Origin of the sequence: Streptomyces gilvus (genome assembly GCF_022513565.1) — a bacterium.
Classification (GTDB): Bacteria; Actinomycetota; Actinomycetes; order Streptomycetales; family Streptomycetaceae; genus Streptomyces; species Streptomyces gilvus.
On record NZ_JAKWBE010000012.1, the window covers coordinates 1 to 20,379 of the forward strand.

Genomic DNA, 20,379 nt, shown 5'->3' on the forward strand with positions numbered 1-20,379 from the left:
AGTTCTGAGGCAACGACCGTTGCCGGTTAGAGCAGAACGCATAACAGAAAAGTGTGCTTGTTCGCTCGAAACCATTAGGGTTTCGGTGGTTATAGCGTGAGGGAAACGCCCGGTTACATTCCGAACCCGGAAGCTAAGCCTTACAGCGCCGATGGTACTGCAGGGGGGACCCTGTGGGAGAGTAGGACGCCGCCGAACAATCTTTGGAAGGACCCCTGGTCCCAGCGTTCAGCTGGGACCAGGGGTCCTTTCGTTTTTACAATGCTTGCGGTACCGAAGACAGGAGTCACCATGTCCACCAACTCTCCCGACGACCGACCGGAGCGCGACCAGCGCCGACGGGACAGTGGTGATCGCGGTGACCGTGGCGGTTACCGCGGCAACCGCGGTGGTCAGGGTGACCGTGGCGGTTTCCGTCGTGACGACCGTCGTGATGGCCGGCGGGACGACAATCGCGGTGGTGGGTACGGTCGTCGGGACGACCGGCGTGAGGGTGACCGTGGTCCCCGTCCGGCCTTCCAGCGTGACGATCGTGACCGCGGCCCGCGTCGCGACGACCGCGACCGTGACCGCGGCGGCTTCCGCCGTGACGACCGCGGAGACCGCAGTGACCGTCCCTCCTTCCGCCGTGACGACCGGGGGGAGCGGCGTGACAGCGACCGCGGTGGGTTCCGCCGTGACGACAACCGGGGCGGTGGGTACGGTCGTCGGGACGACCGGCGTGAGGGTGACCGTGGTCCCCGTCCGGCCTTCCAGCGTGACGATCGTGACCGCGGCCCGCGTCGCGACGACCGCGACCGTGACCGCGGCGGCTTCCGGCGTGACGACCGCGGTGACCGAGGTGACCGTCCCTCTTTCCGGCGTGACGACCGCGGTGACCGGGGCGATCGTCCCTCGTTCCGGCGTGACGACCGCGGTGACCGGGGCGACCGTCCCTCGTTCCGGCGTGACGACCGCGGTGACCGGGGCGACCGTCCCTCTTTCCGGCGTGACGACCGCGGTGACCGGGGCGACCGTCCCCCCTTCCGGCGTGACGACCGCGGTGACCGGGGCGACCGTCCCCCCTTCCGGCGTGACGACCGGGGCGAGCGGCGTGACAGCGACCGCGGTGGGTTCAGGCGCGACGACAACCGCGGTGGCGGTTACGGTCGCCGTGACGACCGGCGAGAGGGTGACCGTGGTCCCCGCCCGGCGTACCAGCGCGATGACCGCGGTGGACGTGGCGGCCCCCGCCGTGACGACCGCGGTGGGCGCCCCGGAGGTTTCCGCGGGCGCGACGACCGGCAGGGTGGCGGGCGTTTCCGCGACGACCGCGACCGGGACCGCGGCGACCGGGAGCCGATCAAGCGGCTGCCGATCCCCGAGGACGTCACCGGCGAGGAGATCGACAAGGACGTACGGCAGGAGCTGCAGAGTCTGCCCAAGACACTCGCCGAGGACGTCGCCAAGAACCTGGTGATGGTCGCCCGGCTCATCGACGAGGACCCCGAGGGCGCGTACGGCTACTCCAAGGTCGCCCTGCGGCTCGCCTCGCGCGTGGCCGCCGTACGGGAGGCGGCCGGGTTTGCCGCGTACGCGAACCAGAAGTACGCCGAGGCGCTCGCCGAGTTCCGGGCCGCGCGGCGGATGACCGGCAGTGCGGAACTGTGGCCGCTGATGGCGGACTGCGAGCGTGGCCTCGGGCGGCCCGAGAAGGCGCTGGACATGGCCGGGGCGCCCGAGGTGCACAAGCTCGACAAGGCCGGGCAGGTCGAGATGCGGCTGGTCGCGGCCGGCGCCCGGCGTGACATGGGGCAGCTGGACGCGGCGATCGTGACGCTGCAGAGCCCCGAGCTGGCCTCCAACTCCGTTCAGCCGTGGACCGCGCGGCTGCGTTACGCCTACGCCGACGCGCTGCTCACCGCCGGTCGTGAGGGCGAGGCGCGGGAGTGGTTCGCCAAGGCCGTCGAGGCCGACCGGGACGGCAGCACGGACGCCTCGGACCGGCTCGCCGAGATGGACGGGGTCGAGTTCGTCGACGCCTTCGACGAGAGCGACGACACCAACGGTGACGACGTGGACGTCGAAGCCGTCGAAGCCGTCGACATCGAGGTCAAGGACCAGCACGTCGAGGACGACGAGGACGACGAGGACGACAAGGACTGATCGCGTCGGTCTGTGACGACGAAGGGCGGGGCCATACGGTCCCGCCCTTTCTGCTGTGTCGGTCCGGTCAGAGGTCCAGTGCCCGCAGCACCAGACCCGAGGCCGGCTTCGGGCCGAAGGACGTCGACTTCCGGGGCATCGTCACGCCCTGGCGGGCCAGGTCGCGGACGACCTCCTCGCGGACCGGGTGCAGCAGTACCGCCGTACCGCCGTCGCGTTCCGCCTTCGCGACCGTGGCGGCCGTGTCGTGGATGTAGGCGATGTGGGCCGGGGAGTCCTCGGGGATGTGCCAGACGTGGTCGAGGAGGGTGGCGTGCAGGACGGTGGCGTCCAGGGTGCGCCAGGCCGTCGGGCGGCCGGCCGGGATCGTGCGGGCCAGCAGGGCCGGGTCGGGGCGGTCCAGCAGGTGGAAGGCGCCGTCTCCCGCCAGGAGGAAGGCGTTGCCCGCGCAGGCCGCGTCGGCCAGGGTCTCCAGGGCTTGTGACAGGGAGACGCCGAGGCGTCGTACCCGGAACAGGCCTTCCACGGCGGCCAGTGCGTCCGCGACCGGCAGGCCGTGCAGGAGGCGGTGGATGGCGCGGACGCGGAGGGGGTAGCGGGCGGTGTCGACGAGGAGGACCAGGCCGTAGTCCCAGGGGCTGGGGGAGGGGTGCTCGGTGCGGAGGCGGCGGTAGGTCGCCCAGCGGTGGTGGCCGTCGGCGATCAGGGCCTGGTGCCCGGCCAGTTCGGTCTGTACGCGGGTCAGGTCGGAGGGGTCGGTGACCGACCAGAGGCGGTGACTGTAGCCGTCCTCCGTGGTGGTGGACAGGAGTGGCGGGCGGTCGGCCGCGCGTTCCACGATCTCGCTGGTGGCGGCCGACGAGCCGTTGCCGCGGTAGGTCAGGAGGAGGGGTTCCAGGTTCGCGGAGGTGGCGCGCATCAGGGCCGCACGGTCGGCGACCACATGCGGCATGACGTCCTCATGGGGCAGGACCACACCGTCCGACGGGTCGGAGACGCGCAGGGCGCCGATGATGCCGCGTTGCAGCATGCCGTCGTCGTGGCGCTGTTCGTAGATGTACAGGCCCGGTTCGGGGTCGGCGGTCAGGACGCCCTCGTCGAGCCAGCGGCGCAGGGTGTCCGAGGCCTGTTCGTTGCGGGCGTGCGGGGTGGGGGCCTGCGGGAGGATCAGGCGGACGATGTTGTGCGGGTCGGAATCCTGCAGGCGGTGCAGGCCGTCGGGGCGTACGACGACGTCGTAGGGCGGGGATGTCACGGCGGCCAGGCTGCCGACCCGGTCGGGGTCGTACCGCAGGCCTCGGAACGGGGTGAGTTCCAGGCCTCGGCGCGCCGTTGCTTCCGGGTGACCTGCAGTGTTCATCCCGGCATCGTACGTGTGTCAGTGGCGTGCGGGATGATCGGGGGAAAGCCGTCGAACGAGGAGCGATGCGGAATGAGCCAGAGCGTCAGGACGAGGCCCGAGGGCAGTGGGCAGGCCCTGAGCAAGGCGTACGACACCGCGCTGCTCGACCTCGACGGGGTGGTGTACGCCGGGGGCCTCGCCATCGCCCACGCGGTCGAGTCGCTGGCCACGGCGCGCGAGGGCGGGATGCATCTCGCGTACGTCACCAACAACGCGCTGCGGACCCCGGACACCGTGGCCGGGCACCTGACCGAGCTGGGGATCCCGACGGGCGCCGACGACGTCATCACCTCGGCGCAGGCGGTCGCGCGGCTGATCAGCGAGCAGGTGCCGGAGGGGAGCCGGGTCCTGGTGATCGGCGGTGAGGGGCTGCGGGTCGCGTTGCGCGAGCGGGGGCTTCAGCCCGTTGAGTCGGCGGAGGACGAGCCGGGGGCGGTCGTGCAGGGGTACGGCGGGCCCGAGTTGCCGTGGGGGCGGTTCGCCGAGGCCTGTTACGCCATCGCGCGCGGGGTGCCCTGGTACGCCTCCAACACCGACCTGACGATTCCGAGCGCCCGCGGGATCGCGCCGGGCAACGGCGCGGCCGTGGAGGTCGTGCGGATAGCGACCGGTGCCGAACCCCAGGTCGCGGGCAAGCCGTTGCCCCCGATGCACCGCGAAACCATCCTCCGCACCGGCGCCGAGCGGCCGTTGGTGGTCGGGGACCGGCTGGACACGGACATCGAGGGGGCGTTCAACGGCGAGGTCGACTCGCTGCTCGTCCTCACCGGCGTCACGGACGGCGCCCAGCTGCTCGCCGCGCCCCCGCGGCACCGGCCGACGTACGTCGACGCCGACCTGCGCGGGCTCCTCACGGGGCAGCCGGAGGTCGTCGACGCGGGAGAGGGCTTCCGGTGCGGCGGCTGGACCGCGACGGCGGGTGCCGAGCGGCTGGAACTGGACGGCGACGGAGAGCCGTTGGACGGGCTGCGGGCGCTGTGTGCCGCCGCCTGGACGGTGGCCGGTGAGGGTGTGTGCGAGTTGGAGACGGGGAAGGCGCTGGCACGGCTGGGTTTTTGAGCAGCGGGCATCGAAATCCCTGCGCCGGGGATCGACATTCCTGCACCAGGGATCGAGCGTTGAGCGAGGGTAGGCTAACCTAACCTCGTGTTGGTCGACAGTCCTCCCGAACAGCGCGCGGAGACCGCCCCCGCGCCCCCGACCCGCCGGGCGGTACGCGCCTTCGGGCTGCTCGTGTCCGTCGCGGTCCTGGTGCTCGTCGCGCTGGCGAGCATCGCGATCGGCGCGAAGGGGCTGTCCCCGGAACAGGTCTGGCACGGTCTGTTCCAGGACACGGGCACCTACGGCGACGTCGTGGTCGACGAGCGGCTGTCGCGGACCGTTCTCGGGCTGCTCGCCGGCGCCGCGCTCGGCCTCTCCGGCGCGGTGCTCCAGGCGCTGACCCGCAATCCGCTGGCCGATCCGGGGCTGCTCGGCATCAACGCGGGCGCCTCGGCAGCAGTCGTCACGGCGATCACGTACTTCGGGGTCACCAGCCTGAGCGGCTACGTCTGGTTCGCCTTCGTCGGCGCGGCCGCGGTCGGCGCGCTGGTGTGGTTCCTCGGCGGCAGCCGGGGCGCGACCCCGGTGCGCCTCGCGCTTGCCGGTACCGCCATCAGCGCGGCCCTGTACGGCTATCTGCAGGCCGTGATGATCACCGACGACGCCGCGCTCGGCAAGATGCGCTTCTGGACGGTCGGTTCGCTGGCCTCGGCGACCGACTCGACGATCCTCCAGGTGCTGCCGTTCCTCGCGGCCGGCACGCTCCTGGCCCTCGGACTGGCCCGGCCGCTCAACGCCGTGGCCATGGGCGACGACACGGCCAAGGCCCTCGGCGCCGACCTCAACCGCACCCGGGCGCTGTCCATGCTGGCCGCGACCGTGCTGTGCGGCGCGGCGACCGCCGCCTGCGGGCCGATCGCCTTCGTGGGGCTGATGGTTCCGCACGCCGTGCGGTCCTTCACCGGCCCCGACCTGCGCTGGATCCTGCCGTACGCCACCGTCCTGTCGCCCGTGCTGCTGCTCGGCGCCGACGTCATCGGCCGGGTCGTCGCCCGCCCCTCGGAGCTGCAGGTCGGCGTCATCACCGCGCTCATCGGCGGGCCGGTCTTCATCTATCTGGTACGACGGCGGAGGACGGCGCAGTTGTGAAGACCACCCGAGTCCTGCGGACCCCCGGCGGGCTCTCGCTGCGCCTGGACGTGCGTGCCGTCACCGTCGTCGTCCTGCTGCTGCTCGCCGCGCTCGCCGCGAGCGTCGTGCTGATCGGCACCGGAGACTTCCCGATCCCGGCCGGCGACGTGGTGAGGACGCTGCTCGGCGACGGCAACGCGGGTCAGGAGTTCATCGTCAGGGAGCTGCGGCTGCCCCGGGTCCTGGTGGGTCTGCTGGTCGGCGCCTCCCTCGGGCTGGGCGGGGCGCTGTTCCAGGCCGTCACCCGCAATCCGCTGGGCAGCCCGGACGTGCTCGGTCTCGGACAGGGGGCGACCGCCGGGGCCCTCACCATGATCGTGCTGTTCTCCGGGAGCGCGGCCCAGGTCACGGTGGGCGCGCTCGTGGGCGGGCTGGTGACCGGGCTGGCCATCTATCTGCTCGCCTGGAAGCGGGGTGTGCACGGATACCGGCTGGTTCTGGTCGGTATCGGGGTCTCCGCGGTGGTCACGGCGGTCAACGGCTATCTGCTCACCATCTCCGACCTGGTCGACGCGGCCCGCGCGGTCGTGTGGATGACCGGTTCGCTCAACGGCCGTGACTGGGACCAGGTCTGGCCGCTGCTCGCGCTGTGCGCGGTGCTCGTGCCGCTGGTCCTCGCCAACGCGCGCGGGCTGCGGATGATGGAGATGGGTGACGACGTCTCCGATGCCCTCGGCGTGCGCGTCGAGCGGGTGCGGGCGCTGCTGATGGTGGCGGCCGTGCTGCTCGTCGCCACGGCCACCGCCGCGGCCGGCCCCGTCAGCTTCGTCGCCCTCACCGCCCCGCAGCTCGCCCGCCGGCTGACCCGGTCGCCCGGCCCCAACCTGCTGCCGTCCCTGTGCATGGGCGCCGCCCTCCTGGTCACCGCCGACTGGGCCTCCCAGCGTCTCTTCGGCGCCGACCAGCTGCCCGTGGGCGTGGTCACCGGCGTCCTCGGCGGCGTCTATCTGTTGTGGCTGCTGGTCACCGAGCGCAAGGCGGGCCGGATATGAGCGGCTCGGCGAACCCGTACACCTCAAGGAGCACCGTGAACCGCCTGTCCGCCGAGAACGTCACCCTCGCCTACGACCAGCGGGTCATCGCCGAGCAGCTCTCGGTGGAGATCCCCGACAACTCCTTCACGGTGATCGTCGGCCCGAACGCCTGCGGCAAGTCCACGCTGCTGCGGGCGCTGTCGCGGATGCTCAGGCCCAGTCAGGGACGGGTGCTCCTCGACGGGCAGGTCATCCAGTCGATGCCGGCGAAGAAGGTCGCCCGCACGCTGGGTCTGCTGCCGCAGTCGTCGATCGCGCCCGACGGGATCACCGTCGCCGACCTGGTCGGCCGCGGCCGCTACCCGCACCAGGGCCTGCTGCGCCAGTGGTCCGCCGAGGACGAGCGGGTCGTACAGGAGTCCATGGCGCGGACCGGGGTCGCGGGACTCGCCGAGCGGTACGTGGACGAGCTGTCCGGCGGGCAGCGGCAGCGGGTGTGGATCGCCATGGCGCTCGCCCAGCAGACCCCGCTGCTGCTGCTCGACGAGCCGACGACCTACCTCGACATCCAGCACCAGATCGACGTCCTCGACCTGTGCGCCGAACTGCACGAGGAGCAGGGGCGGACGCTGGTCGCCGTGCTGCACGACCTCAACCACGCCGCCCGGTACGCCACGCATCTGATCGCGCTGCGGGAGGGGAGGGTCGTCGCCGAGGGCGCGCCGAAGGACATCGTCACGGCCGAGCTGGTGGAGGAGGTCTTCGGGCTGCGCTGCCAGGTGATCGACGATCCGGAGACGGGCACGCCGCTGGTGGTCCCGGCGGCGCGCACGGCACGCGCGCGCGTGGCGGCTACAGAAGCTTCCTGAGCTGGAACAGGTCGCGCAGGCCCGCCTCCAGTCTCACCCGGCCCGAGCCCCACGCCTTGGCGAAGTTCAGCTCGCCGTCGACCAGGGCCACCAGGTCGTCGCCCTTCATGGTGAGTCTGATCTGGGCCCTCTCCGTCGGCGGGCCCTGGATGGTGTCCTGGACGACGATCCGGCCGCCGGTCATCCGGCCGACGAAGGTGATGTCGAGGTCGGTGATCCGGCAGCTCACCGAGCGGTCCAGGGACGCCGCGGTGCGGACGTCCCCCTCGGCCTGCTGCATGTTGTCCGAGAGCTTCTCGAGTGCGGCGCGGCACTCCTCGATCGTGGCCATCGGGATCGACGGTACCCCAGCGCTTCGGGGTAGCGTCTGGGCATGAGCGACACAGTGCCGGAGGGCGCCGGCCCGCAGGAACCAACCGAGCCGGCGGTCGAACCCGCGTACGATCCCGCCGCTCCCGCCCCGCTGAACATCCCCCGCATCCCGACCGGCGACGCCGAGGTCGACGCTCAGCTGGAGCGGCTCGGCGACGCCGACCACCTCGCCACCGACGGACATCTCGAGGTGTACGAGGATGTACACCGGGGGCTGCGCGACGCGCTGACCGCGCTCGACGCCCGCCCGGGACCTCCGGCGCCCCCACCGTCGTACGGCACGAGGGGGCCTTCACCCTCGTATGGCAACAGGAGCTGAACCGAACGTGGCAGGAGTCGCACGTCGCCGTCTGGACGCCGAACTGGTGCGCCGCAAGCTCGCGCGCTCGCGCGAGCACGCCGGGCAGCTGATCGCGGCCGGGCGGGTCATCGTCGGCAAGACCGTCGCGACCAAGCCGGCCACCCAGGTGGAGACCGCCGCGGCGATCGTCGTCCAGGCCGACGACAACGACCCCGACTACGTCTCGCGCGGCGGGCACAAGCTCGCGGGCGCCCTGCGGGCGTTCGTGCCGCGGGGGCTCGCCGTCGAGGGGCGGCGGGCGCTGGACGCCGGCGCCTCCACCGGCGGCTTCACGGATGTGCTGCTGCGCTCGGGGGCCGCGCACGTCGTCGCCGTCGACGTCGGCTACGGACAACTCGCGTGGACTCTGCGGAGCGATGAACGCGTCACCGTCAAGGACCGTACGAACGTACGCGAGTTGACGCTCGAAGCGATCGATGGGGAGCCTGTGGATCTTGTCGTGGGGGATCTGTCCTTCATCCCGCTCGGCCTGGTACTGCCCGCCCTGGTGCGGTGTGTGAAGCCGGATGCCGATCTGGTGATGATGGTCAAGCCGCAGTTCGAGGTGGGGAAGGAACGGCTGGGTAGTGGGGGAGTGGTCCGCAGTCCGCAGTTGCGGGCGGAGGCGGTACGGGGTGTGGCCCACAGGGCGTGGGAACTCGGGCTCGGGGTGAAGGGTGTCACGGCCAGTCCGCTGCCCGGACCCTCCGGGAACGTCGAGTACTTTCTGTGGCTGCGGGCCGGAGCACCCGAACTGGACCCGGCCGACGTCGATCGTGCAGTTGCGGAGGGGCCGCGTTGACACAGAACCGAGCTCGTACGGTTTTCCTGCTCGCCCACACGGGACGGCCGGCGGCCATCCGCAGCGCCGAGCTGGTCGTGAAGGGGCTGCTGCGCGAGGGGATCGGGGTACGGGTCCTGGAGTACGAGGCCGCCGACCTGCCGCTGCCGGAGGAGGTGGAGCTGGTCAAGGAGGCCACCGCCCAGTGCCTGGAGGGGTGTGAGCTGCTGATCGTGCTCGGCGGCGACGGGACGCTGCTGCGGGGTGCCGAGTTCGCTCGCGCGTCCGGGGTGCCGATGCTGGGCGTCAACCTCGGGAGCGTGGGGTTCCTCGCGGAGGCCGAGCGGGACGACCTCGACAAGGTCGTCGACCGGGTGGTGTCCAAGTCGTACGAGGTCGAGGAGCGGATGACCGTCGACGTCGTCGTGCACCGCAACGGGGACATCGTCCACACCGACTGGGCGCTGAACGAGGCGGCCGTGCAGAAGGCCGGGGCCGAGAAGCTGCTGGAGGTCGTCCTCGAGATCGACGGGCGGCCGGTCACGGGGTTCGGCTGCGACGGGATCGTGCTGTCCACGCCCACCGGCTCGACGGCCTACGCGTTCTCGGCGGGCGGGCCCGTGGTGTGGCCCGAGGTCGAGGCGCTGCTGATGGTGCCGATCTCCGCGCACGCGCTGTTCGCGAAGCCGCTGGTGACCTCGCCCAACTCCGTGCTCGCCGTCGAGCTGCTGCCCCACATTCCGCCGGGTGTGCTGTGGTGCGACGGGCGGCGGACCTTCGAGCTGCCGCCGGGGGCACGGGTGGAGGTGCGGCGGGGCGCGGTGCCGGTGCGGCTGGCCCGGCTGCATCACGCGTCCTTCACCGACCGGCTGGTGGCGAAGTTCGCCCTGCCGGTTTCCGGATGGCGAGGAGCGCCGCACTGACCCCCGGGGACATCCACTCGCCCGAGTGACAGGGTGCCTCGCGTATCTCCGCCCCTACCTCGTAAGGTCGTAGCCGTGCTGGAAGAGATGCGGATACGGTCGCTCGGCGTCATCGACGACGCGGTCGTCGAGCTGTCGCCCGGGTTCACCGCCGTCACCGGTGAGACGGGTGCGGGCAAGACCATGGTCGTCACCAGTCTCGGGCTGCTGCTCGGCGGCCGGGCGGACGCGGCGCTGGTGCGGATCGGGGCCGAGAAGGCCGTCGTCGAGGGGCGGATCACCGTGCCCGCGGACGCCTCCGCCGTGGTGCGGGCCGAGGATGCCGGGGCCGAGCTCGACGACGGGGCCCTGTTGATCAGCCGTACCGTTTCCGCCGAGGGGCGGTCGCGGGCGCACGTGGGCGGGCGGAGCGTGCCGGTGGGGCTGCTCGCCGACCTCGCCGACGACCTGGTGGCCGTGCACGGCCAGACCGACCAGCAGGGACTGCTGAAGCTGTCCCGGCAGCGGCAGGCGCTCGACCGGTACGCCGGTGAGGCCGTGGCCGGGCCGCTCGCCAAGTACGGCGAGGCCTACCGCCGGCTGCGGGCCGTCTCCGTCGAGCTGGAGGAGATCGTCACGCGCGCGCGTGAGCGGGTCCAGGAGGCCGACATGCTGCGCTACGGCCTCGAGGAGATCGCCGGGGTCGAGCCGCGGGCCGGGGAGGACGTCGAGCTGGCCGAGGAGGCCGAGCGGCTCGGGCACGCGGAGGCGCTGTCGTCCGCCGCAACGGCCGCGCACGCCGCCCTCGCCGGGAACCCCGAGGACCCCGAGGGCATCGACGCCGCCACACTCGTCGCGGGGGCCCAGCGGGCACTGGACGCCGTGCGGTCGCACGATCCCGCGCTGGCCGCGCTCGCCGACCGGATCGGGGAGATCGGGATCCTCCTGGGCGACGTGGCCGGGGAGTTGGCCGGGTACGCCGACGACCTGGACGCGGATCCCCTGCGGCTGGCGGCCGTTGAGGAACGGCGGGCCGCGCTCACGGGGTTGACCCGGAAGTACGGCGAGGACGTCAACGCCGTGCTGGCGTGGGCCGAGCGGAGCGCGGCACGGCTGACCGAACTGGACGGTGACGACGAGCGGATCGACGAGCTCACCGCGGAGCGGGACGCGCTGCGCTCCGAACTGGGCGGGCTGGCGCAGGCTTTGACGGACGCGCGGACGGAGGCCGCCGAGCGGTTCGCCGCGGCCGTCACCGCGGAGCTGGCCTCGCTCGCCATGCCGCACGCACGCGTGTCGTTCGAGATCCGGCAGACCGAGGATCCCGAGGGCGTGGAGGTCGGCGGGCGCGCGGTCGCCTACGGGCCCTCCGGTGCCGACGAGGTCGAGCTGCTGCTCGCCCCGCATCCGGGGGCGCCGCCGCGGCCCATCGCCAAGGGGGCGTCCGGTGGTGAGCTCTCGCGCGTGATGCTCGCCGTCGAGGTCGTCTTCGCGGGGACGGATCCGGTGCCGACGTACCTCTTCGACGAGGTCGACGCCGGTGTCGGCGGCAAGGCGGCCGTCGAGATCGGGCGGCGGCTCGCCAAGCTCGCCAGGACCGCGCAGGTCGTCGTCGTGACCCACCTCCCGCAGGTCGCCGCCTTCGCCGACCGGCAGTTGCTGGTCGAGAAGACCGACGACGGGTCCGTGACCCGCTCCGGCGTGAAGGTGCTGGAGGGCGAGGAGCGGGTCCGGGAGCTGTCCCGGATGCTCGCCGGGCAGGAGGACTCCGAGACGGCCCGGGCCCACGCGGAGGAACTGCTGGCCACGGCTCGCGCGGACGTGTAGCCACCGACCGGGGTGAGTCTCATCACGCGGTCCGGCGGCGGCCGTTGGGGCGGGGCGAGTGGCCGGTGAGGCCGGTGGTACGCCAGGGGCGCCTGTGCCGTCCGTCCGCACCAACCCTCCACCGGACCGTCGCCCAACCGCCCCCTTCTCACTCGTGTGAGTGACCCGGCCCCGCTCCCCGGAGCCTCCGCGGTGCCGGAACACCCGTACGTGCTGGCATCCTTGAGTTGGTACGTGGAGGAAACAGCGCGGTACACCCCCACCGCCCGGTCCTTCTGTACCTTCTTCGTGACCGCCCGACGCCGAACCAGGAGCCCCGGCCACGTGAGCCCCGTCAGCACCCCTACGCCGCACGGTCAGTCGTCGCTGCGCACCGTGCAGGTGCTGGGCGGGGGCAACGCCGGAAGCAGCGCGCATGTGCGCTCGCTGGCCTCCGGGCTCGTCGCGAGGGGCGTGCGGGTGACGGTGTGCGCCCCCGTCGAGGCCGATCACCTCTACGACTTCACGAACGTCGGCGCCGAACACGTGCACGTGCCCCGCAGCAGCGACCCGGGGTCCGTGGCCGTGCTGCGGGAGGCCTGCAGGGACGCCGATCTGGTGCACGCCCATGGCCTGCACGCCTCCTTCCGGGCCGCCCTCGCGCTCAGTGGACGGCGCACCCCGCTGGTCGTCACCTGGCACAACCATGCGCGGGCCGAGGGCGCCCGGGCCCATCTGCTGCGCCTGCTGGAGCGGCGGGTGGTGAAGGCGGCCACCGTGGTGCTCGGCACGAGCTCGGACCTCGTGGACCGCGCCCGCCGGACCGGAGCGCGCGACGCACGACTCGCGGCCGTGGCGCTGCCCGGTCGGCGCGGCACCGCCGAGTACGACGACCCGGAGCGGCTCGGCTCCAAGATCCGGGCCGAACTCGGCGCCACCGGACGTCCGTTGCTGATGGCCGTCGGTTCGCTCGACCGGCACCGCGGTTACGACACCCTCCTGGACGCCACCCGCGCCTGGTGCCGCCTCGACCCCGTGCCGCTCGTCGTCATCGCCGGCGAAGGCCCGCTGCGGGGCGTGCTGCAGCGCCGTATCGAGGACGAGGAGCTGCCCGTACGGCTCCTCGGGCGGCGCGACGACGCGAGCGAACTGCTCACCGCCGCCGATGTCGCGCTTCTGCCCAGCAGTTGGGAGTCCCGCTCCGTGCTCGCGCAGGAAGCCCTGCACGCGCGTGTGCCGCTCGTCGCGACCCGCGTGGGAGGCGTCCCCGAACTCGTCGGCGACGCCGCGGAACTCGTCCCGTACGGCGACGCGAAGGCCCTCGCCGACGCCGTCACCCGGCTCCTCACCGACCCAGCCCGACGCGAGTTCCTGAAGGACCGGGGCACCCGGCAGGCCGCCACCTGGCCGACCGAGGACGAGACGGTCGCCCAAGTACTGAGCGTCTACGACGAGTTGACCCAGCCCCGGCCCCTGATCTAGGACACGTGCCGACGGGCTCTCAGTGCCAGGCTCAGCGCCAGCACGGTCTGCGGGTCTTCGAGGTCCGTGCCCAGCAACTCGCCGATGCGGGCGAGACGGTTGTAGAGCGTCTGCCGGTTGAGGTGGAGCTCGCGGGCCGTCTCCGCCTTGCGGCCCGCGTGCGCCAGGTACGTCTGCAGGGTGGGCAGCAGGGGCGGGCGGGAGCGGTCGTCGTGGTCGCGCAGGGGGCCGATCGCGCGGTCGACGAACGCCGCCAGGTCGGGGTGGTCCCGCAGTCGCCACAGCAGAAGGTCGATGTCGAGGCGGCGGGCGTCGTACCAGGGGCGGTCCGTCAGGCCCTGCGCCGCCGTCGCCGTCTCCGCCGCGTGCCGCAGCCCCGCCGACGCCGCCGCCCACCCGCCGGCGACGCCCACGACCACCACCGGCGGCTGCGCCCCCGGCCGTTGCATGCCGGCCCGCTCCACCCCGGCCCGCAGCGCCGCCGCCACCCGGTCCGCGACCGCCGGCCGCTCCGACTCCGACCGCAGGCCCAGCAGGACGAGGACCCGGCCCTCGACGGGCCGTACACCCAGCAGCACCGGCACCCCCACCGAGGCCAGCTCCTCGGAGACGGCACGCGCCAGCACCGCCCAGCCGCCCCCGGGCGACAGGGCGTCCCCGAGCCGCATGACGACCGGCAGCAGCGGGCTCTTTCCGGGTTTGAAGCCCAGCACGCGCGCCTGCGCGGGCGCGTCCTCGGCGGTGATACGGCCCTCGGCGAGGTCGGTCAGGAAGTCGCCGCGCCCGCGGGCCGCCAGCTCCTCCTCCTGCCGGGCCTGCATCAGCACCACGGCGAGGATGCCCGCGGCCCGCTCGGCCGCCATCCGGTGCACCGGGCCCAGCGGGGCCCGTACGGGCAGCAGCACCAGCCGTGCCCGCACCGAACCGGTGCCCGCGCCGCCCCCCGGCACGTCCACCAGCACGGAGCCGGCCGGCGGAGCGTCCTTGTGCTGGCCCCGCAGCCCCTCCCACACCTGGAGCGGGTCAGCGCCCTCGGGGCCCTCCCCGGCGGCGTACAGGAGCTGGCCGTCGGGTGTCTCCAGGAAGACCGGGTTGCCGCCGAAGCCGGCCAGGATGCCGAGCACCTGCGGCACCCCGCCGCCGCCCAGCAGGGCCTCCGTACAGCGGCGGTGCACCTCCTCGGCCCGCTGGAGCAGCGCGTAGTGGCCGTTGACGATCTCGGTGTGGATCTCCTCGGTCACCGCCACGAAGGGCACCTCACGGTGCAGCTGGACCAGCGGGAGACCGGCCGCGCGTGCCGTGTCGACGAGGGCCGCGGGCAGCCGGGTGAAGCGCGGGCCCAGCTCGACGACGAGGGCGGCGATGCCGCGTTCGGCCAGGGTGCGGACGAACACGCGCTGGTAGGCCGGGCGGGTGCCGAGCCCGTAGCCGGTGGTCAGCAGCAGCTCGCCGCCCTTGAGCAGCGAGGCGATGTTGGGCACCTCGCCCGCGTGCACCCAGCGCACGGTGCGCTGCAGCCGGTCGGCGCCCGCCAGCACCTCGGGCAGCCCGCTGCGCAGCCCGGGCAGCTCCAGCGCCCGCTGAACGGTGATGCCGGCGCCCTGCGTGGCGATTCCGCTGTCCGTACCGCTGTCCATAGCCGGACGCTACCTGCGCGGATGCCGCCAGGACAGCTCAGGGCCGACACGAGCGCCCCCGGTCGGCGCGGGGCTGTGTCGATGTGCGGCTAGGCCGCGGGCGCGACCGGTGAGGGCGGTGCCGCGGAGGGCGATGTTCTCCGCGGCTTCTCCGGCGGAGCGGCTACGGCAGCGACCCGGGGCGCGGGGCTGTGTCGATGTGCGGCTCGGCCGTGAGGTGCGACCGGCGAGGGCGGCGCCGCGGAGGGCGATGTCCTGCGCGGCTTCTCCTGCGCAGCGGCTGCGGCAGCGGCCGCCGGTCGGCGGGGCTGCGTCGATATGCGGCTCGGCCGTGAGGTGCGACCGGCGAGGGCGGCACCGCGGAGGGCGATGTCCTGCGCGGCTTCTCCTGCGCAGCGGCTGCGGCAGCGGCCGCCGGTCGGCGGGGCTGCGTCGATATGCGGCTCCGTCGTGAGGTGCGACCGGCGAGGGCGGCGCCGCGGAGGGCGATGTCCTCCGCGAGTTCCTCGGCGGAGCGGCTGCGGCAGCGGCCGCCGACCGACCAGGGCTGCGTCGATATGCGGCTGCGCCTCACCGATGCCACCGGTCACGACGGCGCCGCGGACGACCGGCGGCACAGCGTGGGACTTCCAGCGGAGCGTTCAGCCGCCGTACGCGCCCGACGCCGTCAGGCGCAGGGCCGTGTCGATGAGGGGGACGTGGCTGAAGGCCTGGGGGAAGTTGCCCACCTGGCGCTTGAGACGCGGGTCCCACTCCTCGGCGAGCAGCCCGAGGTCGTTGCGGAGCGAGAGGAGCTTTTCGAACAGCTTCCTCGCCTCGTCCACGCGGCCGATCATCGCCAGGTCGTCGGCCATCCAGAACGAGCAGGCCAGGAAGGCCCCCTCGTCGCCGGGCAGACCGTCGACGCCCTCGCTGTCGCCCTCCGTCGGGTAGCGCAGGATGAAGCCGTCCGGGGTCGACAGCTCGCGCTGGATGGCCTCGATGGTGCCGATGACGCGCTTGTCGTCGGGCGGCAGGAAGCCCATCTGCGGGATCAGCAGCAGCGAGGCGTCCAGCTCCTTGGAGCCGTACGACTGCGTGAAGGTGTTGCGCTCCTTGTCGTAACCCTTTTCGCACACGTCCCGGTGGATCTCGTCGCGCAGCTCCCTCCAGCGCTCCAGCGGACCGTCCGCGTCGCCGGACTCGATGAGCTTGATGGTGCGGTCGACGGCGACCCAGGCCATGACCTTGGAGTGCACGAAGTGCCGGCGCGGGCCGCGCACCTCCCAGATGCCCTCGTCCGGCTCGTCCCAGTGCTGCTCCAGGTAGCGGATCAGCTTCAGCTGCAGGAGGGAGGCGTAGTCGCTGCGGGCCAGACCCGTCATGTGGCCGAGGTGCAGGGCCTCGGTGACCTCGCCGTACACGTCGAGCTGGAGCTGGTGGGCGGCGCCGTTGCCGACGCGCACCGGCGCCGAGTTCTCGTAGCCGGGCAGCCAGTCCAGCTCCGCCTCGCCCAGTTCGCGCTCGCCCGCGATGCCGTACATGATCTGCAGGTTCTCGGGGTCGCCGGCCACCGCCCGCAGGAGCCACTCGCGCCAGGCGCGGGCCTCCTCGCGGTAACCGGTGCGCAGCAGCGAGGACAGGGTGATGGCCGCGTCACGGAGCCAGGTGTAGCGGTAGTCCCAGTTGCGGACGCCGCCGATGTCCTCCGGCAGGGAGGTCGTCGGCGCGGCGACGATGCCGCCGGTCGGGGCGTACGTCAGCGCCTTCAGGGTGATCAGCGAGCGGATCACCGCCTCGCGGTAGGGGCCGTGGTACGTACAGTGCTCGACCCACTCCCGCCAGAAGTCCTCCGTCGCCTCCAGCGAGGCCTCCGGCTCCGGCAGCGGCGGGGGCTCCTTGTGCGAGGGCTGCCAGGAGATGGTGAAGGCGATCCGGTCACCGGGGGCGACCGTGAAGTCCGAGTACGTCGTCAGCGACTTGCCGTAGGTCTCGCACTCGGTGTCGTACCAGACCGAGTCGGGGCCCGCGACGGCGACCGTGCGGCCGTCGTGCTTGTGGACCCAGGGCACGACACGGCCGTACGAGAAACGCATGCGCAGGGCCGAGCGCATGGGGACGCGGCCCGAGACGCCCTCGACGATCCGGATCAGCTGCGGGGCGCCGTCACGCGGCGGCATGAAATCCGTCACTCGGACCGTGCCGCGCGGGGTGTCCCACTCGGATTCCAGGATCAGCGAGTCGCCGCGGTAGCTTCGCCGGGCCGCCCGCGGGGGCTGGGCGTCGGAGGCGTGGGCGGGGCCCAGCCGCCAGAAGCCGTGCTCCTCGGTGCCCAGCAGACCGGCGAAGATGGCATGCGAGTCGAAGCGGGGCAGGCACAGCCAGTCCACCGTGCCGTCCCGGCAGACCAGGGCAGCGGTCTGCATGTCTCCGATGAGTGCGTAGTCTTCGATGCGCCCGGCCACGTGCAACTCCAGTCGAACGGCCACGTCACCCCCAGCAGGGGGCTGTCGCTATTGCGGTCAAGGGGTCGTTGTATTGCGTCGTTGAGCGGTGAAGCAAAGCAGTCGTGCCTGCCGTGTGGCAAAACGACGATTGATGCTCAACGAACTGACGAGCTCTCGTTGTTCCGGTCATCACGTGCGGGGGTGGTGACGTGTATCCGGCCGGGCTCGGCAGCGAGTGTCCGAGCAGGATACGACGCACGTAGATGATCTGTGTGCCGCTCCCGGCAACCGGGATCCGCCGAACGGGTGAGCAACCGTCGGGAAACAGTGGAAGGCGTGCACGTCCGTGGCGGTCCGTGTGCGGAGCGTGGCCGGAAGCCGTCGGCCGCGGTCGCTGATACCCTGGTAGCCCGTGGACCGGTGGGCGAGAAAACCCCGGAACCGCAACCCAGACCGCGACCACGGGAGCCCCCTCTTGGCCATGCCGCCGCATGTTTTTCGAAACAGCACAGCCACGACGACCAAGCACATCTTCGTCACCGGGGGTGTCGCCTCCTCCCTGGGCAAGGGCCTGACGGCCTCCAGCCTCGGCATGCTGCTCAAGGCGCGCGGCCTCCGGGTCGTGATGCAGAAGCTCGACCCGTATCTGAACGTGGACCCGGGCACGATGAACCCCTTCCAGCACGGTGAGGTCTTCGTCACGAACGACGGGGCGGAGACCGACCTGGACATCGGACACTACGAGCGCTTCCTCGACCGTGACTTGGACGGCTCCGCCAATGTCACTACGGGACAGGTCTACTCGACGGTGATCGCCAAGGAGCGGCGCGGCGAGTACCTGGGCGACACCGTGCAGGTCATCCCGCACATCACCAACGAGATCAAGCACCGGATCCGCCGGATGGCGACCGACGAGGTCGACGTCGTCATCACGGAGGTCGGCGGCACGGTCGGCGACATCGAGTCGCTGCCGTTCCTGGAGACGGTGCGCCAGGTGCGGCACGAGGTCGGCCGTGACAACGTCTTCGTGGTCCACATCTCCCTCCTGCCCTACATCGGCCCGTCGGGAGAGCTGAAGACGAAGCCGACCCAGCACTCGGTTGCGGCCCTGCGCAACATCGGTATCCAGCCGGACGCCATCGTGCTGCGCTGCGACCGCGAGGTGCCGACCGCGATCAAGCGCAAGATCTCCCTGATGTGCGACGTCGACGAGGCCGCCGTGGTCGCCTGTCCCGACGCCCGCTCGATCTACGACATCCCGAAGACCGTGCACGGCGAGGGCCTGGACGCCTATGTCGTCCGCAAGCTGGACCTGCCCTTCCGCGACGTGGACTGGACGACCTGGGACGACCTGCTCGACCGCGTCCACAACCCCGACCACGAGATCACCCTCGCCCTGGTCGGCAAGTACATCGACCTGCCCGACGCCTACCTCTCGGTCACCGAGGCCCTGCGCGCCGGCGGCTTCGCCAACCGGGCCCGCGTGAAGATCAAGTGGGTCACCTCCGACGACTGCAAGACCCCGGCCGGCGCCAAGGCGCAGCTGGCGGACGTCGACGGCATCTGCATCCCCGGCGGCTTCGGCGACCGCGGTGTGCTCGGCAAGGTCGGCGCGATCAGGTACGCCCGCGAGAACAGGATCCCGCTGCTCGGCCTCTGCCTGGGCCTGCAGTGCATCGTGATCGAGGCCGCGCGCAACCTGGCCGACATCGGCGACGCCAACTCCACCGAGTTCGACCCGGGCACCGCCCACCCGGTGATCTCCACCATGGCCGAGCAGCTGGACATCGTCGCCGGCGAGGGCGACATGGGCGGAACGATGCGCCTGGGCATGTACCCGGCCAAGCTGGCCGAGGGCTCCATCGTGCGCGAGGTGTACGACGGCAAGGAGTACGTCGAGGAGCGGCACCGCCACCGCTACGAGGTCAACAACGCCTACCGCGCGGAGCTGGAGAAGAAGGCGGGCATCCTGTTCTCCGGCACGTCGCCCGACGGCAAGCTCGTGGAGTACGTGGAGTACCCCCGCGAGGTGCACCCCTACCTGGTCGCCACGCAGGCGCACCCCGAACTGCGCTCGCGTCCGACCAGGCCGCACCCGCTGTTCGCGGGCCTGGTGAAGGCCGCCGTCGAGCGGAAGAACTCCGACTGACACAACAGTTGTACGGTGGCCGGGGCGCGCGCATTCAAAAGGCGAGCGCCCCGGCTGCTTCTTTTTTGCACATGGGGAAGGACAGGGCATGACGATCAAGGACACCCCCGTGGAGTGGGAGATCCGGGCGACGGAGACCCCCTTCGTGGGCAACAAGACCTCCGTCCGCACGGACGACGTGGTCATGCCCGACGGCACGGTCGTCCACCGCGACTACCAGGTCCACCCGGGCTCGGTCGGCGTCCTCGCCCTGGACGACGAGGGACGTGTCCTGGTGATCCGCCAGTACCGCCATCCCGTGCGCCACAAGCTCTGGGAGATCCCGGCCGGCCTGCTCGACGTGCCCGGCGAGAACCCGCTGCACGCGGCCCAGCGCGAGCTGTACGAGGAGGCGCACGTCAAGGCCGAGGACTGGCGGGTGCTGGCCGACGTCTACACCACCCCCGGCGGCTCGGACGAGGCCGTGCGGATCTTCCTGGCCCGGGATCTGTCCGAGGCGGAGGGCGAGCGCTTCGCGGTCGAGCACGAGGAGATCGACCTGGAGTACGACCGTGTGCCGCTCGACGAGCTGGCCCGGGGCGTCCTCGCGGGGGAACTGCACAACAACTGCCTCGTGGTGGGAGTCCTCGCGCTCCTCGCCGCGCGGAACGGCGACGGGCTCGACGCGCTGCGTCCGGCCGAGGCGCCGTGGCCCGCGCGTCCGTTCGAGTCCTGAACACTTCCGGGCGTGTCGGTGTGACCATCGGCTGATCCGATCGAGGGACGTGTCCGCCGCGCTCCACCAGGAACGTTGCAGAGCGTGAACTAGGCTCTGACGCATGCCCGGACCGGAGTCCCGGCGGGCTTGCGCGTGCGGTGGGAC

Annotated in this window: 17 protein-coding genes and 1 rRNA gene; 14 read left to right on the top strand and 4 right to left on the bottom strand. The window is 72.1% G+C overall.

Annotated elements, in window-relative coordinates:
- Positions 1-81: 81 nt before the first annotated feature.
- The 3 genes from rrf to MKW14_RS19590 all read left to right on the top strand — a co-directional run bounded on the left by rrf (position 82) and on the right by MKW14_RS19590 (position 2,145).
- Positions 82-198, top strand: a 5S ribosomal RNA gene (gene rrf / locus MKW14_RS19580).
- A 151-nt stretch (positions 199-349) separates the two neighbouring features.
- Entirely contained in the window at positions 350-1,459 is a 1,110-nt protein-coding gene (locus MKW14_RS19585; protein WP_240864368.1) for a hypothetical protein, read from the top strand.
- Entirely contained in the window at positions 1,351-2,145 is a 795-nt protein-coding gene (locus MKW14_RS19590; protein ID WP_240864370.1) for a tetratricopeptide repeat protein, read from the top strand. Before MKW14_RS19585 ends, MKW14_RS19590 begins: the two co-directional genes overlap by 109 nt.
- A 67-nt stretch (positions 2,146-2,212) precedes the next feature.
- On the opposite strand, the gene MKW14_RS19595 is transcribed toward MKW14_RS19590, so the two are convergent.
- Positions 2,213-3,505 (bottom strand): DUF1015 domain-containing protein, encoded by a 1,293-nt coding sequence (locus MKW14_RS19595; RefSeq protein WP_240863982.1) that lies wholly within the window; start codon positions 3,503-3,505, stop codon positions 2,213-2,215.
- A gap of 72 nt (positions 3,506-3,577) precedes the next feature.
- Between MKW14_RS19595 and MKW14_RS19600 the strand changes: the two genes are divergently transcribed.
- The 4 genes from MKW14_RS19600 (at position 3,578) to MKW14_RS19615 (ending at position 7,622) form a co-directional block, all read left to right on the top strand.
- On the top strand, positions 3,578-4,606 hold the full coding sequence (locus tag MKW14_RS19600; protein WP_240863983.1) for an HAD hydrolase-like protein: 1,029 nt from the start codon (positions 3,578-3,580) through the stop codon (positions 4,604-4,606).
- 87 nt (positions 4,607-4,693) lie between these two features.
- Entirely contained in the window at positions 4,694-5,737 is a 1,044-nt protein-coding gene (locus MKW14_RS19605) for a FecCD family ABC transporter permease (RefSeq protein WP_240863986.1), read from the top strand.
- The gene (locus MKW14_RS19610; RefSeq protein WP_240863988.1) at positions 5,734-6,771 is read left to right on the top strand and encodes a FecCD family ABC transporter permease; all 1,038 of its coding nucleotides are present in this window, start codon (positions 5,734-5,736) and stop codon (positions 6,769-6,771) included. Before MKW14_RS19605 ends, MKW14_RS19610 begins: the two co-directional genes overlap by 4 nt.
- A complete protein-coding gene (locus MKW14_RS19615) occupies positions 6,768-7,622 on the top strand; it encodes an ABC transporter ATP-binding protein (RefSeq protein WP_240863990.1) in 855 nt (284 codons plus the stop codon). Before MKW14_RS19610 ends, MKW14_RS19615 begins: the two co-directional genes overlap by 4 nt.
- Here MKW14_RS19615 and MKW14_RS19620 read toward each other — a convergent pair.
- Positions 7,606-7,953 carry an SCP2 sterol-binding domain-containing protein gene (locus MKW14_RS19620; RefSeq protein WP_240863992.1) on the bottom strand — a complete coding sequence of 116 codons (348 nt, stop codon included), beginning with the start codon at positions 7,951-7,953 and terminating at the stop codon, positions 7,606-7,608. The two genes, MKW14_RS19615 and MKW14_RS19620, sit on opposite strands and share 17 nt — an antisense overlap.
- A 42-nt stretch (positions 7,954-7,995) precedes the next feature.
- Between MKW14_RS19620 and MKW14_RS19625 the strand changes: the two genes are divergently transcribed.
- The 5 genes from MKW14_RS19625 to MKW14_RS19645 all read left to right on the top strand — a co-directional run bounded on the left by MKW14_RS19625 (position 7,996) and on the right by MKW14_RS19645 (position 13,305).
- Positions 7,996-8,313, top strand: a complete 318-nt coding sequence (locus tag MKW14_RS19625) for a hypothetical protein (protein WP_240863994.1) — start codon at positions 7,996-7,998, stop codon at positions 8,311-8,313.
- A 7-nt stretch (positions 8,314-8,320) separates the two neighbouring features.
- Positions 8,321-9,136: a TlyA family RNA methyltransferase gene (locus MKW14_RS19630; protein WP_240863996.1), complete on the top strand. Its 816-nt coding sequence runs from the start codon at positions 8,321-8,323 to the stop codon at positions 9,134-9,136.
- The gene (locus MKW14_RS19635) at positions 9,133-10,038 is read left to right on the top strand and encodes an NAD kinase (protein ID WP_133047303.1); all 906 of its coding nucleotides are present in this window, start codon (positions 9,133-9,135) and stop codon (positions 10,036-10,038) included. The genes MKW14_RS19630 and MKW14_RS19635 overlap by 4 nt, the downstream gene beginning before the upstream one ends.
- Before the next feature lie 87 nt (positions 10,039-10,125).
- The gene (gene recN / locus MKW14_RS19640) at positions 10,126-11,844 is read left to right on the top strand and encodes a DNA repair protein RecN (protein ID WP_240864372.1); all 1,719 of its coding nucleotides are present in this window, start codon (positions 10,126-10,128) and stop codon (positions 11,842-11,844) included.
- 324 nt (positions 11,845-12,168) lie between these two features.
- The gene (locus MKW14_RS19645) at positions 12,169-13,305 is read left to right on the top strand and encodes a glycosyltransferase family 4 protein (RefSeq protein ID WP_240863998.1); all 1,137 of its coding nucleotides are present in this window, start codon (positions 12,169-12,171) and stop codon (positions 13,303-13,305) included.
- Here the strand turns inward: MKW14_RS19645 and MKW14_RS19650 are convergent.
- Together MKW14_RS19650 and MKW14_RS19655 are read right to left on the bottom strand one after the other, a co-directional pair.
- Positions 13,302-14,942 carry a PucR family transcriptional regulator gene (locus tag MKW14_RS19650; RefSeq protein ID WP_240864000.1) on the bottom strand — a complete coding sequence of 547 codons (1,641 nt, stop codon included), beginning with the start codon at positions 14,940-14,942 and terminating at the stop codon, positions 13,302-13,304. The genes MKW14_RS19645 and MKW14_RS19650 overlap by 4 nt on opposite strands.
- 641 nt (positions 14,943-15,583) lie before the next feature.
- A complete protein-coding gene (locus MKW14_RS19655; protein ID WP_240864374.1) occupies positions 15,584-17,386 on the bottom strand; it encodes a glycoside hydrolase family 15 protein in 1,803 nt (600 codons plus the stop codon).
- A gap of 463 nt (positions 17,387-17,849) precedes the next feature.
- Between MKW14_RS19655 and pyrG the strand changes: the two genes are divergently transcribed.
- Complete coding sequence (gene pyrG / locus MKW14_RS19660; protein WP_240864376.1) at positions 17,850-19,517, top strand: CTP synthase; 1,668 nt, start codon at positions 17,850-17,852, stop codon at positions 19,515-19,517.
- A gap of 88 nt (positions 19,518-19,605) precedes the next feature.
- Complete coding sequence (locus MKW14_RS19665; protein ID WP_240864002.1) at positions 19,606-20,232, top strand: NUDIX domain-containing protein; 627 nt, start codon at positions 19,606-19,608, stop codon at positions 20,230-20,232.
- Positions 20,233-20,379: the final 147 nt, after the last annotated feature.

Coding starts and splice junctions, on each gene's coding strand:
- recN (WP_240864372.1), top strand. CDS start 10,126: ATGCGGATACGGTCGCTCGGCGTCATCGACGACGCGGTCGTCGAGCTG.
- MKW14_RS19615 (WP_240863990.1), top strand. CDS start 6,768: ATGAGCGGCTCGGCGAACCCGTACACCTCAAGGAGCACCGTGAACCGC.
- MKW14_RS19625 (WP_240863994.1), top strand. CDS start 7,996: ATGAGCGACACAGTGCCGGAGGGCGCCGGCCCGCAGGAACCAACCGAG.
- pyrG (WP_240864376.1), top strand. CDS start 17,850: ATGCCGCCGCATGTTTTTCGAAACAGCACAGCCACGACGACCAAGCAC.
- MKW14_RS19620 (WP_240863992.1), bottom strand. CDS start 7,953: ATGGCCACGATCGAGGAGTGCCGCGCCGCACTCGAGAAGCTCTCGGAC.
- MKW14_RS19650 (WP_240864000.1), bottom strand. CDS start 14,942: ATGGACAGCGGTACGGACAGCGGAATCGCCACGCAGGGCGCCGGCATC.
- MKW14_RS19665 (WP_240864002.1), top strand. CDS start 19,606: ATGACGATCAAGGACACCCCCGTGGAGTGGGAGATCCGGGCGACGGAG.
- MKW14_RS19595 (WP_240863982.1), bottom strand. CDS start 3,505: ATGAACACTGCAGGTCACCCGGAAGCAACGGCGCGCCGAGGCCTGGAA.
- MKW14_RS19600 (WP_240863983.1), top strand. CDS start 3,578: ATGAGCCAGAGCGTCAGGACGAGGCCCGAGGGCAGTGGGCAGGCCCTG.